This is a genomic window from Sporolactobacillus laevolacticus DSM 442, from assembly GCF_000497245.1.
Classification (GTDB): Bacteria; Bacillota; Bacilli; order Bacillales; family Sporolactobacillaceae; genus Sporolactobacillus; species Sporolactobacillus laevolacticus.
Map to the genome: position 1 here is coordinate 385,946 of NZ_AWTC01000001.1, position 14,273 is coordinate 400,218.

Genomic DNA, 14,273 nt, shown 5'->3' on the forward strand with positions numbered 1-14,273 from the left:
AATTTCAAGTTTGGCAAAATTAATAGATGGTGTTGAACAACCAAATTTTGAATTGACGTGTGAAACATGATTCACACACCCTTGACCGCGATCGACGCTCCCAAAATAACAATGTTATTTTGCGAAGCCTAAAAGATAAGAGAAGGCGCAGGTACGCGCCTTCTCTTATCATAAACGAAGAAACTGAAGAATAAAAATAAAGTGTTTCGATTTCGGGAAAACCCAAAATCCACCTAAAGCTCATTACGCTTGTGTCAGTTCTTCACCAACAACATGCACTCTCATAAGGTTTGTTTTGCCTGATGCTGCTACAGGAAGTCCGGCAGTGATCACAACAAGATCTCCGTCTTTTACAAGTTCAGTTTTCTTGCCACTATCTACTGCGATTTCGAACATTTCGTCAGTTGTCGTAGCTGATTCGCTCAGAACCGGAGTTACGCCCCAAGCAAGTGTCAGTTTTTGCGCAACACGTTTTGAATTCGTAACCGCAATGATTGGCGCTTTTGGACGGTAGTGAGAAACGACGCTTGCCGTATAGCCACTGACCGTTGAAGAAATAATAGCGCCAACGTTGAGATTAAGCGCTGTGTGAGCAACAGCTTCACCGATTGCAGCTGTTACAGTTGGTTCACTTGAATCGCTCAATTTCTTCAGAATCGACTTGTAATCCAAAGCTGATTCAGCTTTAACTGCAATGTTTTTCATTGTCGTAACGGCTTCAACCGGCCATTTACCGGAAGCAGATTCACCAGAAAGCATTGTTGCATCGGTACCGTCAAAAATTGCGTTTGCAACGTCGCTTGCTTCGGCGCGAGTACAACGAGGGTTGCGGATCATTGAGTCAAGCATCTGAGTTGCGGTAATAACTGTCTTACCTGCCTTATTACACATCTTGATCAATCGTTTCTGAACAAGCGGTACATCTTCTGCTGGAATTTCGACACCAAGGTCACCACGGGCAATCATAAGGCCATCGGAAACTTCGAGGATTTCTTCGATGTTGTCAACAGCTTCTTGGCTTTCAATTTTAGGGAAGATATGAACATCTTCTGCACCGTGTTCTTTGCAAAGATTGCGAATGTCAATAACATCTGATGCGTGACGAACGAAAGATGCTGCGATAAAATCGATGCCTTCGCCAATACCGAAAACAATATCGTTTGCATCTTTTTCAGTCATACCAGGAAGATTGATGCTGACATTAGGTACGATAATACCTTTTTTGCTTTTCAGAACGCCTGTGTTCAAAATCTTATTGTGGATGAGTCCAGCTGCTTTGTCGATACCGGTAACTTCGAGTTCAACGAGGCCGTCATCGATCAGAATTTTTGAGCCAACATTTACATCATCGATCAGTTCAGCATAAGTAATTGAGAATTTGTCAGCTGTTCCCGCAACTTCTGTTGTAGAGATATCAACCGATTTGCCTTCTTCCAGCAAAACTTCTGGAGTTGCCATATCATGAGTACGAATTTCCGGACCCTTTGTATCCAGCAAAATACCGATTGTTTTGCCAGTAATCTTCATTGCTTCACGAAGGTTAAGTACTTTTTGATGATGTTCTTCATGATCACCATGTGAGAAGTTGAAACGTGCAACATTCATTCCTGCGTTGATCATTTTAACAAGCGTATCAACTTGATCACTTGCAGGTCCCAGTGTACAAACAATCTTTGTCTTTTTCATTTAAGTAATTCCCTCCAGCATTTTATATGGATAATTCTTTTGCTAACTGATACAGATTCTTGTTAAACTCATGTTTTTTCGTGAGCAGATCAAGGATATCATGAGCCACAATCTTGTTGTTTTGGATGGCAATCATCTTGCCTTTTTCTCCTTCTAACAACAATTCAACAGCTTTGTTGCCCATACGAGCTGCCAAAACGCGGTCGAAAGCAGTTGGCGCACCGCCACGCTGAACATGTCCAAGCACAGTCACACGAGTGTCCATATTCGCTTTGGCCTTGATTGCTTTCGCCACTTCATCCGCGCTGCCGACACCTTCAGCCACAATGATAATATTGTGCTTTTTGCCGCGTTCTATGCCGCGGTTCAGGCGTTCAACAATTGTGTCCAGATCTTCTTTTGTTTCAGGAATAAGAATGGATTCGGCACCATCGGCGAGTCCTGCCCACATTGCAAGATCTCCACACCCGCGACCCATGACCTCAATAATGAAACGACGTTCATGAGATGTTGCCGTGTCACGGATTTTATCAATTGCATCGATAATCGTGTTTAGTGCTGTATCAAAGCCTAATGTAAAATCAGTCTCTGGAATATCATTATCGATTGTGCCTGGGATTCCGATGGTAGGGAAACCAAGCTGAGTCAGTTTAACTCCGCCCATGAAGGAGCCGTCGCCACCAATAACAACCAGCCCTTCGATGCCAAACTTTTTCAACTGTTCAATTGCAATCGCACGGCCTTCTTCAGTTTTGAATTCTTCACACCGCGCTGTGTAAAGAATAGTACCGCCACGCTGCACAATATCGCCGACATCTGAAACTTCCAGTTTCTTGATATTGCCGGTAATTAAACCTTTGTAACCGTGATAAACCCCATAAACTTCCACTCCGCGATAAATTGCCGATCGTACAACTGCGCGGACCGCCGCGTTCATTCCTGGAGCGTCGCCTCCACTTGTCAGAACGCCAATCTTCTTCATCACAACAATCACCTCATTTTAGTGTCCCTACTTTAGAGGAAGTTCGAAAAGTTTGGCAATTTTTGTCTTCTTTTTCGAACAGACTCTCTCATTGCCTATCTGATGAATAAGAAAATATTGAATGATTGGTTAGATTCTCTTGGACTGTGTCATAATTGCCGATCGCGCGATACTTTGCTAATCGCTGTTCACGAACTTGGTCAGCGCTTAACTGGCTTAATTCCGTCAGTGATTCAATGAGTGCATGATCAATGAGGTCTGCCTGCTTTTTCGGATCATGATGAGCACCGCCCAAAACCTCCGGAATCAGTTTATCAATAATGCCAAGTTTTTTCAAATCGGATCCTGTAATTTTCATCGTTTTTGCTGCTTCTTCCGCCTTACCGGCGTCTTTCCATAGCAATGCGGCCGCTCCTTCAGGAGAAATGACCGAGTACCATGAGTTTTCCAGCATGAGAATTTGATTGCCAACGCCGATCGCTAATGCGCCGCCGCTCGCGCCTTCCCCAATGACAACACAGATAACCGGGACGGACAACCATGACATTTCATAAAGATTTCTGGCGATTGCTTCACTTTGGCCGCGTTCCTCTGCCGCCTTTCCTGGAAAAGCACCCTTAGTATCAATGAAAGTTATGATCGGACGATGAAACTTGTCCGCTTGCTTCATAAGACGCAATGCTTTTCGGTATCCCTCAGGGTGAGGACTGCCGAAATTTCTCTTAATGTTCTCTTTCGTGTCACGTCCGCGCTGTTCACCAATTACAGTTACCGGATGGCCGTGAAATTTCGCGATACCGCCGACGATCGCCGGATCATCTCCGTAAAGACGATCACCATGGCACTCCACAAAATCTGTGAAAAGCAGTGGAATATAGTCGAGGGTTGTCGGTCTGTTCAACTTTCTTGCGACCCGCACGCGTTCCCAAGGAGTCATGCTTCCGTATGTTTCTTTTTCAAGAGCGGCCAGCCGTTCCTGAAGGCTGTTCAATTCATCGGAAAGATCGATACCTTTCTCATCCATGAACTGTTTCAATTCTGAAATTTTACCTTTAAGCTCCAAAATCGGCTTTTCAAAATCTAGTTCTGGTCCCATCCTGCGGCACCTCCTTCAGCGTGGATCGACAATACCCGCCCTAACACAGTCCTCAATTCGGACCTTGAAACGACTTGATCGAGCTGACCATGATTCAGCAAAAATTCAGCGGTCTGAAAATCTTCCGGCAATTCTTCACCGATGGTTTGCTCAATAATCCGACGTCCGGCAAATCCAATCAGAGCGCCCGGCTCAGCAAAATTGTAATCGCCAAGAGAAGCAAAGCTTGCCGAAACCCCACCCGTTGTCGGGTGGGTCATGATCGAAATATAAAGACCGCCATTTTCACTGAACTCTTTCAAAGCGGCACTTGTCTTCGCCATTTGCATCAGGCTGAGCACACCTTCCTGCATACGTGCGCCGCCGGATGCAGAGAAAATAAGAACAGGAATGCCGTTTTTGTTCGCATATTCAATCATGCGGGTGATTTTTTCACCGACGACGGATCCCATGCTGCCCATACGGAATCCTTTGTCCATAATGGCAACGGCGCAATCAAATCCTTCGATCAGACCTTTTCCTGTCCAGACCGCTTCGTTCAAATTCGTTTTCTTTCGATCCGACTCCAGCTTGTTCATATAATTTGGGAACTGAAGCGGATTTAGCGAAACCATGTCCTTGTCAAATTCAACGTATGAACCTTGGTCGAAAAGCATTTCTGCTCGATCACGGGCTCCTATTGGATAATGATACCCGCATGACTGGCAGACAAACAAATTCTTTTTCAACTCTTTGACATACATGATCTTTTTACACTTCGGACACTTTCGGACAATGCCTTCAGGAACATCTTGTCTTGCTTTTGCGGATGGGACTGTTGCATACTTTTTTTTCTTAGTAAAAAAGTCCTTCATCAAGTATATCACCCTCTTACTTTGTCAAAGCCTGAAATTTAACCTATCTAACAACATGTCACTATTTCTTCACTTATATTTCATGGAATCGTCGATTGTTAAGTCCATATGATCGAATAAATCAATGAGATAAATGCTTTTCAGTAATAAGTAACGATAAAATGAATGGTCAACAACATGTCTGTAAGTCGGCTTTGTTGGCTAGTGTGGCTTCCGCAAAAATCCCAAACCACATTATTATATCAAAGGTTCCGTAAAAACATAAGGCACATAAGTCAAATCCGGAAGTCTTGCGGGACAGCTTCAATTTAACTGCCTGATTTCCTATGTCTGCATATGCGGATCCTTCAATCGCTATTATACAAAAAGCCCACTGTACTTGATCATAACATTTTTCTCTCCAAGAAGTCTCCTGATTCCTTCGATGAATGTTTTATTCAAATTCACCGCATATTTTGGCGCCAAAGCTATGGTTTTGTTGTTCGATTCATAGTACAGCACTACTCGATGCTCGCCAGGATCTTTCTCAATTGACGACTTCACCTGTTCTAGCAATTGAGAATGATAATGTGCCTGATCGATTTTCAAAAAAAGAACTGCACGTCGGTCGGACAGGTAGTCTGTCAATTTCGTTGCCCGAAGAATGGTGAGTTGTGGCACACCGCCTTCCTTTCCTTCAGAACGTTTTGCCTGAAGGACAACGAGTTGCCCATCATGAATAATCTCCTGAATCTTTTCAAATTGGGCCGGAAAGCACACGGCATCGATCATTCCTGTTTCATCACCCGCTGAAAAGAAAGCCATAAGCTGTCCAGACTTTGTTTTGATCCTTTTCAGATGCTCTACCATGGCCGTTAGCGTGACCGTTTCTCCTTCTGAGTATTTTTCTGTCTCGCCAACCGTCAGAACAGAGTCCGGCAACCGGTTTCTATACTCACTCAGAGGATGGGCAGATAAATAGAAACCCAAAGCCTCACGCTCATAGTGCAGTTTTTCATCGGAACTAAGAGGCGGCACGTCCGTATAATCGGTTTCTTCATTCTCAGGAATAAGAAATGAGGTTTGACCGCCGTTCATTTTCTGTTCTTCTTCCCCTGCACCTAAAGCTCTGTCCAGTGTTGCCAGTAAAATTGCGCGATCTATGCCAAACGAATCAAAAGCGCCTGCAAAAACCATTGATTCTATGGCCTTCCGATTTACCTTTCTGGCCGACACCCTGCGGCAAAAATCATAAAGACTCTTAAAAGGTCCATTTTTTTTTCGTTCTCGCACCAAATCATCGGCAGCCCCGTTGCCTACATTTTTAATACCTGAGAGCCCAAAGCGTATCGCGGCTCCTGACGGTTCAAAACCCGTCATGCTTTCATTCACCGAAGGGGGCAAAAGCTGAATTCCTCGACTTTTCATCTCATGAAGTGTCGCTTCAATCTTATCCGAATTTCCAATGATTCCGGAAAGATGAGCAGCCATGAATGCCTCGGGAAAGTGTGTCTTTAAATAAGCAAGACGATACGTAATAAAACTATAAGCGACTGCATGTGAACGGTTGAATCCATAGTTGGCGAACCGCACAATTAAATCAAAAATCCTAACTGCTGTTTCCTGTGGATAATGATTCTGAGCGCATCCTGCAATAAACGTTTTTTTCTGGTCTTCAAGCAATTCACGTTTTTTCTTTGAAACTGCGCGGCGCAAAATATCTGCCTGCCCAAGCGAATAGCCAGCCATTTGGACAGCTATTTGCATGATCTGTTCCTGATAGACAAGCACGCCATAAGTTTGTTTGAGGATTGGTTCCAGATCAGGATGAGAGTAGACGATTTTTTCCTCCCCGTGCTTTCTGCGCACATAATGATCGATAAATTGAACAGGCCCCGGGCGGTACAGTGCAATGACGGCAACAATGTCCTCAAACTCTGTGGGCTTTAGTTTACGAAGCACTTGTCGCATACCATCCGACTCAAGCTGAAAAATACCCATTGTATCTCCGCTGCTTAATAATTTAAAAGTTTCAGGATCATCAAGAGGAATCGTTTCTGTAGACAATTCGTCATTATTAACCAATGACGTCCTTTGAATCACATCTCTCATGAATGTCAGATTACGCAAACCGAGAAAATCAATTTTCAATAAACCAAGCGATTCTAAAATCGTCATTGGATACTGGGTAAGCGGAATGCCGTCATGCCCTTTCTGCACCGGTACAGACTCAGTCAGCGGCTGGTCACTTAAAATAACACCTGCAGCGTGTATTGAGGAATGCCTAGGTAAGCCCTCAATCTGACGAGCAAGCGAAAATAAATCTGCCGCATCTTCAGACGAGTCTACCAGATCGCGCAATTTTGCCGACCCCTGATAAGCCTTCTCCAAGGTCATCTTGGGTGCCCCGGGGATCAGTCTTGCTATTCGGTCAGCAAGGCGGGGATCCCTGGCCAGCACGCGTCCGACATCACGTATCGCCGCCTTTGCCGCCAACGTGCCAAATGTAATAATTTGTGCCACATGTGCACGTCCATATTTTTTAAAAGCATAATCAATCATTTTATCCCGATCAACATCTGGAAAATCCAAATCAATATCCGGCATAGTTACCCGTTCTGGATTAAGAAATCGTTCAAAAAGCAGATTGTACTTTATCGGGTCAACCTCAGTGATCTTCAATGCGTAAGCAACAAGCGAGCCGGCAGCGGATCCTCGCCCAGGTCCAGGCATAAATCCTGATTCTCTTGCGTGATCTACAAGATCAGCAACAATCAAGAAATAATCATTGAAGCCCATTTTATTGATAACGGTCAGTTCATGATTCAGGCGATCTCGAATTTGATCGGTAATCACTGAATATCTGACTGATAGTCCCTGGACACAGGCGTCTCTGAGCAACTGTTCGGCAGTTCTTTCGTCAGGAAGTGGAAATGCGGGAAATCTTACTCTGTTAAATGAGAAAGTGACCTGACAAGCTGCAGCAATCCTCTGGGTCAGTTCTAATGTTTCCGGAAGGTCGGAAAATTTGTTTGCCATTTCCTGCGTTGTCTTGAATTCCATATCCGGATTCTCATGCTTCTGATCGGCTAATTTCATACCGTCACGAATACTTTTCAAGCAGGCATGTGCCTTAGCTTCCCCTTTATTGAGATAATGGATGCTGCTGGAAGCCACAATCGGTATGGACAGTCGGCTGCTCAGTCCACGTATTCGTTTCTCAATAGTTTGTTCGCCGACTTTGCCATGCCGCTGAAGCTCTAGGAAAAAGCGATTGCTGAAAACTGCCTGAAGGCGGGCAGCCAATTGCTCGGCCTGCTGATCTTTTCCCAATGCAAGCAGCCGGTCGATCGGACCATCTGGCCCGCCGGACAACGCGATTACCCCTAACGCATAATTCTCGAGTTGAGAGAGGGGGACACGACCACTTTCCGACATTTGTACAATGGATGATAGTTTCACGAGATGCTTATAGCCTAAATTATTTTGTGCCAGCAAGGTGAGAATCGTACCCTCGGATTGCATATTCGTTCTCAAAGCTGACCCGTCCTTTAATTCGTCATCTACAGACAGCTCCATTCCGATAACCGGATGAATTCCTTCTCGCTTACAGGCGTTGTAAAACGGAATTACACCATACATCACATCTCGATCTGTTAAAGCGAGTGCTTTTTGACCAGCACTTTTTGCCAGATTAACTAAATCGTCGATCCGGCAGGTACTGTCCAATAAACTATATTCACTATGCACATGGAGATGGACAAATGGCATACTTCTGGTCCCCTTTCACAAATACTTCACTCACTGTTTACAAAGTTCACGCAAATCTGCGATCAGGCGATCCGCCTCTTCCCAGCTTCCTACCGTAGCTCCAGAGGCTAACGGATGGCCGCCACCATGATACACAGCAGCTAATTCATTGATCGCCGGTCCTTTTGAACGAAGTCTGGCACGAATGACTGTACCCTCTTCTGAAAACAAAACCCATGCTTTGAGATGCTCGACATTTGCAAAACAATTCACGAGCGCGGACGCATCGGATGTGTTCAACTTATATGAACGAATGATCTCTTCAGAAAGTTTCATATAACCGACGCCCTCTTCGGTCAGTGTGAAATGCTCAAGCACATAACCATTTAAGCGAGCCTGATTCAAACTGCGTTTATAAAGCTGGTCAAAAAAGGATTGACGGTCAAAAGGCTGTCTGATAAGTGCCGCTGCTGCAAGGAATGTATCTGAGGTCACATTGCTGAATTGGAATCTGCCAGTGTCACCGACAATACCGGCGAACAGCAGACGTGCGGCTTCCTGTGATAGAGTCAGTTCAGGATGACTTTGATAAATCGAGGCAATCATTTCACTCGTCGAGCTGGACTGTGTATTTACCCATTGTGGATCACCATAAGAATCAACCAGTGGATGATGATCGATTTTAATCATGCGTGCACCGCTTGCAAATCGATCATCGGAGACCCGCTCCCGATTTGCCGTATCGCAAACAATCACAAGCGCATCTTTGTATAAGTCATCTTCGATTTGATCCATGGGTATGAGAAACCTTAAGGAATCCGACTCTTCTCCAACGATGTACACTTTTTTCCCAGGAAAATTATCACGAATAAGATAAGCGAGCCCCCCCTGGGATCCGATCGCGTCCGGATCTGGACGGACATGCCTGTGAATGATAATGGTATCGTATTGCTGTATTAAATCCAATAGTTGATTGATCAATGAAGAGCCTCCTCAAAAAGTCGTCAGCGTCAAACAATGTTTTACCATGACGGATTGCTTTAGATTTTAATAGCGATCAATGAACTGAGCGTTTAATAGCGCTTTTCCGCAAAGTTGGCCATCTACAAAAAGCTCGATATCCATTTTCCCGTTTCGTCTCGTCATTTCCAATATCTTTGGCTGCACAGTAACAGTTTGTTCAAGTTGAACCGGTTTAAAAAAATAAAAAGAAAGATTATCAACGACCAAGTCGCCTCGCCGCAAGTGATTTAAAACACGTCTGCATACAGTTGTAATCATTGACGTCATGACACCATGAGATACAGAGCCAAGGTAATCACTCATTTGCGGTGTGACACTGAATCGGAAAACATAATGATTATCTTCCGAATAATCTTTAAGTTGTGACGAAACAATGTCCTCAATGGTTTCGCCCATCTGAGGCTGCTGTTGAATCATCTGGAGCGCCTTTAGTACATCTCGGCGCGTAATCATGCCAAGTAAATGGTGCTTCTCATCAACAACCGGCAATCCTTCAATGCCTTCCCAAATCATTCGATGAGCCGCTGATGCTACAGATGTCGTCGGACTGACGACCATCGGCCGCGAAGTCATAACCTCCTCGATCGTCTGTGCCTTCTGCTCTTTCATAATGTCCTTCATCGCCACGATACCAACAACTTTCATTTGTTGATCAACCACCGGAAAACGGCTGTGCGCTGTTTGCCGATTCAGCTCATACCAGCGTTTTGGAGAGTCATAGTTGAATACAAACTGTGTTTCAGAGAATGGGATCAGAATATCAGAGACATGAACAATTTCTTTTTTGATCAGCTGATCATAGATTGCGCGATTGATCTTAGCTGCTACGGTAAAAGTGTCATAAGTAGTTGAAATGACCGGCAATTGTGTCTGATCCGCAAGCCGTTTCACCCGCTCGCTCGTATTGAATCCGCCGGTGATCAGAACAGCCGACCCTTCTCTAAGTGCGTATTCGTGAACGGATTCACGATTACCGACAATCATTAGATCATTAGCACCGATATACCTTTTCATGGCATCCATTTCCATCGCACCGATAACAAAATGATTCAGGAGTCGTGAAAGTCCGGCTTTGCCTCCAAGGACTTGTCCGTCCACAATGTTCACAACAGTTTCGAATGTCAGCTTTTCGATACTTTCCTGATTTTTCTGTTCGATTCGGATTGTCCCTACACGTTCAACAGTACTCACCAGTCCTTGGATTTCGGCATCTTTAATCGCACGGTATGCCGTCCCTTCGCTCACTTGAAGTACTTTAGCGGTCTGACGAACCGATATCTTGCTGCCAATCTCAAGATCAGCGATGTAATTTAAAATTTGATCATGCTTTGTTTCCATCTCAATCGCTCCAAACAGCCTTTATAGGTCTATTGATTGACCAGGTGACAAGACAAGTCCATGTCCATTTAGCTGGTCCACGAATTTGCTAGGGTCCTGTTTGATCACCGGGAAGGTATTGTAGTGAATCGGAACAACGGTCTTAGCCTTGATCCATTTTGCCGCAAGCAATGCATCTTCCGGACCCATTGTAAAATTGTCGCCAATTGGCAAAAATGCCAGATCAATCGTGTTTTGATCTCCAATCAGCTGCATGTCTGAAAAAAGTGCCGTGTCCCCCGCATGATAGATCGTCTTTCCTTCGATATAGAGCAAAAGGCCGGCGGGCATTCCAGTATAGGTAATTTCATGGCGTGCCGAATCCGAAATGCTCGATCCGTGAAAGGCTTGCGTCAATTTCACTTTTCCAAAATGGAACTGATAGGCGCCGCCAATCGACATGCCATGTGTCTTTAATCCTTTCCATCCAAAATAAGTGGCGAGCTCTGCCACAGCGACAACCAAAGATCCGTCGCGTTCAGCGATCGGCAGCGTGTCTTCAATATGATCGCCATGCCCATGCGTCAGAAGAATCGCGTCAATTTTAGGCAAGTCTTTAATCGATACGGTAACCTGATGATTTCCACTAATAAAAGGATCAATCAAAAGATTTCCCTTCGCGGTTTGAATCAGTACGGTTGAATGTCCGATATACGTAATATGCATGTTCTCTTATGCTCCTTATTATAGAATGTTTGTTCGCGTTTTTACAACAATTGAATAATACACAATTCTTTTTAATATGCCTAAAATCAGCCCACCATGGCTAAACCAATAAGTTATGATTTATTATACACTACGGTTAGCCCATTTCGCATGAAACTGAAAGTATCAAGCTAAGAGAAAACATCTTACCCTGAAAATTCATTAAAATCCTTTGTAATCAACCCCTTCTTATCCAGATTGTGATACATTAGAAGTATTATGAATCATACTGGAGTGACCCTAATTGTCAGAGAAAATGAAGCAAATTGAAGAATGGTTGAGAGAACAAGAAGGGCGGTTCGCGTACATCGCTGATCCGACGAATGTTTTCTATCTCACTCATTTTAGATGTGATCCGCATGAACGCTTTCTCGGATTATTTCTTTTTCCTGAGGATGAACCATTTCTAATCTGTCCTGAACTCGAAGCTGGACAGGCGCGAGCGTCCGAATTTGGCCATGAAGTGCTTGGCTATCGTGACGACCAGGACCCTTGGGATTTCGTCAAAAAAGCAATAGAAGCACGCAAAGCTGATTTCAATAAAGTTTTTATTGAACCGAGTACGCTTCCCTATAACAAGGCACTAGCACTTAAGCGCATCGATGAGCGAATTGATTTTCAAACCATTGAAAATTACCTTGCGGCGATGCGAAACGTCAAAGATGCTGCTGAACTTGCGGCGATGAAAAAAGCGGGAGAAATTGCCGACTACGCAGTCAAGCTGGGTATTGAAGCTATCAAAAAAGGCAGAACCGAAACAGCCATCATTGCGGAGATCGAACATGAGCTTGCAAAGCAAGGCTATTCACAAATGGCGTTTGACACGATGGTTCTTGCAGGAGAAAACACAGCGAAACCGCATGGCTATCCAGGAAACAGGCAAATCCGCGAAGGCGATTTTGTGCTTTTTGATCTTGGGGTCGTTATTGACGGCTATTGCTCAGATATCACCCGGACGGTTTGCTTCAAACACGCGTCAGATGAGCAGTTTAAAATATACGAAACAACATTGCAGGCGAATTTAGCCGCGATTCAGGCGGTAAGAGAAGGCTTAAGAATCGGCGACCTTGATGGTGTGGCAAGAGATGTAATCACCAAAGCTGGCTACGGCGAATATTTTACCCATCGGCTTGGACACGGTCTCGGACTTGGCGAACATGAGCAGCCTTCAATGAGCGCGGACAATGACCAGCTACTCAAACCCGGTATGGTATTCACGGTTGAACCTGGCATCTATGTTCCAGAGGTTGGCGGCGTTCGAATTGAGGATGACATTTACTTAAGTGATAACGGACCAATCTCGCTTACTCATTATCCAAAAGAACTGCAAATCATCGATTAATTCATTACTAATAAAAAGAGCGTTCTCCTTTGCGAGAAACGCTCTTTTTTGCACATAAAAGTAAAAGATGAATTTAGCTATGTTAAAACACTCAGTTGATTTCGGAATCAAAGATAGTGGTTGATGTAAGAAATTCATGTCAACATTGTCTTTTAACACAGCCAAATTGTTAAGGATGTTGATGTACTTAGCAATGAAACCAACAAAACTCATATTTGTTAGTAACGCATATCAATCGTTCGAAGCACGAGCATTCACGTCTGCTTCATCTAAAAGCACGTGATGTCTTCTCGATAAGCGTACTGTATCTCTTGCAATCATCACTTCTTCGTTCGTTGGAATAACGAGCACCTTAATGGGGGAGTTTGGCCTACTAAGATATACTTCTTTCCCATTAATCTTATTCTGTTCTGAATCCCAGTCGATGCCCATGAATTGCAGTCCTTTTAATACACGAGCGCGCACCATCGAACTATGTTCGCCGATACCCGCAGTAAAAATAATGGCATCCACACCCGACATTTTTGCAGCATAGGAACCTATATATTTTTGAATGCGCTCAACAAATACTTCAATCGCCAGCTTCGCACGTTTATTTCCTCTTCTGGCTTCCTTCTCGATGTCTCTCAAGTCGCTTGAGAATCCGGATAAACCAAGCAACCCGCTTTTCTTATTGAGCACGTTGATAACTTCCGTTGCGTTCATCCCGGTCTTATCCATGATATAAGGAATGAGTGCCGGATCAATGTCTCCTGAACGGGTACCCATTGTCAGTCCGGCAAGAGGTGTAAAACCCATCGAGGTGTCTACCGATTTTCCGCCTTGTACAGCAGTGATACTAGCACCATTGCCAAGATGGCATGAAATCAGGCGTAATTGTTCAATCGGGCGTCCAAGCAATTCAGCCGCACGGAATGCGACATATTTATGACTCGTCCCATGAAAACCATACTTTCGAATCCCGAATTTCCTGTAATAATCATAGGGCAGGCTATAGAGGTAAGACTCGTTTCCCATACTTTGATGAAAAGCCGTATCGAAAACAACAACTTCCGGAACGTTCGGCAGCACTTCCCGAAATGCCCGAATGCCAACCAAGTTCGCCGGGTTGTGTAATGGAGCGAGATCAGATAAGTCCTCAATTTTTTTGATGACATCATCGGTCACTAACGCGGAATCAGCAAATGTTTCTCCACCATGGACAACACGATGGCCGATGCCTTCGATTTCCTTTAGAGAACGAACAATTTTAAGTTCCGTAAGTTTGTCAAGCAGGATACGTACAGCTACTTCATGATCTGAAATTGAGGAAACTTCCTGTTGTTTTTCACCATTAACACTTATCGTAAAAATTGAATCCGACAGACCAATCCGTTCAACCGAACCTTTAGTAACCAAATGCTCGGCAGGCATATCAAGAAGCTGAAACTTCAGCGATGAGCTGCCGGCGTTGATCGCGAGAATTAAAGCCATTGTCGA

General features: G+C 44.3%; 9 protein-coding genes and 1 pseudogene. 1 reads left to right on the forward strand and 9 read right to left on the reverse strand.

Translation table 11 applies throughout. The features are described 5' to 3' along the window. Nucleotides 1-249: 249 nt before the first annotated feature. The 8 genes and pseudogenes from pyk to P343_RS21290 form a co-directional block, all read right to left on the reverse strand. Nucleotides 250-1,686 (reverse strand): annotated as a pseudogene (gene pyk, locus P343_RS21255) (pyruvate kinase); the annotation flags it as partial. Between the two features lie 22 nt (nucleotides 1,687-1,708). Continuing rightward, nucleotides 1,709-2,668: a 6-phosphofructokinase gene (pfkA, locus tag P343_RS21260; protein WP_023508724.1), complete on the reverse strand. Its 960-nt coding sequence runs from the start codon at nucleotides 2,666-2,668 to the stop codon at nucleotides 1,709-1,711. Between the two features lie 88 nt (nucleotides 2,669-2,756). Next, nucleotides 2,757-3,764, reverse strand: a complete 1,008-nt coding sequence (locus P343_RS21265) for an acetyl-CoA carboxylase carboxyltransferase subunit alpha (RefSeq protein WP_023508725.1) — start codon at nucleotides 3,762-3,764, stop codon at nucleotides 2,757-2,759. Continuing rightward, nucleotides 3,749-4,621 (reverse strand): acetyl-CoA carboxylase, carboxyltransferase subunit beta, encoded by an 873-nt coding sequence (gene accD, locus P343_RS21270; RefSeq protein ID WP_023508726.1) that lies wholly within the window; start codon nucleotides 4,619-4,621, stop codon nucleotides 3,749-3,751. Before accD ends, P343_RS21265 begins: the two co-directional genes overlap by 16 nt. A gap of 354 nt (nucleotides 4,622-4,975) precedes the next feature. After that, the gene (dnaE, locus tag P343_RS21275; protein WP_023508727.1) at nucleotides 4,976-8,368 is read right to left on the reverse strand and encodes a DNA polymerase III subunit alpha; all 3,393 of its coding nucleotides are present in this window, start codon (nucleotides 8,366-8,368) and stop codon (nucleotides 4,976-4,978) included. 30 nt (nucleotides 8,369-8,398) lie between these two features. Beyond that, on the reverse strand, nucleotides 8,399-9,328 hold the full coding sequence (locus tag P343_RS21280) for a DHH family phosphoesterase (RefSeq protein WP_023508728.1): 930 nt from the start codon (nucleotides 9,326-9,328) through the stop codon (nucleotides 8,399-8,401). A gap of 66 nt (nucleotides 9,329-9,394) precedes the next feature. Next, nucleotides 9,395-10,708, reverse strand: coding sequence for a DRTGG domain-containing protein (locus P343_RS21285; protein WP_023508729.1), 1,314 nt, complete (start codon nucleotides 10,706-10,708; stop codon nucleotides 9,395-9,397). Between the two features lie 21 nt (nucleotides 10,709-10,729). Continuing rightward, nucleotides 10,730-11,413 carry a metal-dependent hydrolase gene (locus P343_RS21290; RefSeq protein WP_023508730.1) on the reverse strand — a complete coding sequence of 228 codons (684 nt, stop codon included), beginning with the start codon at nucleotides 11,411-11,413 and terminating at the stop codon, nucleotides 10,730-10,732. A 283-nt stretch (nucleotides 11,414-11,696) separates the two neighbouring features. On the opposite strand from P343_RS21290, the gene P343_RS21295 reads away from it, so the two are divergent. Then, nucleotides 11,697-12,794 (forward strand): M24 family metallopeptidase, encoded by a 1,098-nt coding sequence (locus P343_RS21295; protein ID WP_023508731.1) that lies wholly within the window; start codon nucleotides 11,697-11,699, stop codon nucleotides 12,792-12,794. A 231-nt stretch (nucleotides 12,795-13,025) separates the two neighbouring features. On the opposite strand, the gene P343_RS21300 is transcribed toward P343_RS21295, so the two are convergent. Further along, nucleotides 13,026-14,267, reverse strand: a complete 1,242-nt coding sequence (locus P343_RS21300; RefSeq protein ID WP_023508732.1) for an acetate kinase — start codon at nucleotides 14,265-14,267, stop codon at nucleotides 13,026-13,028. Nucleotides 14,268-14,273: the final 6 nt, after the last annotated feature.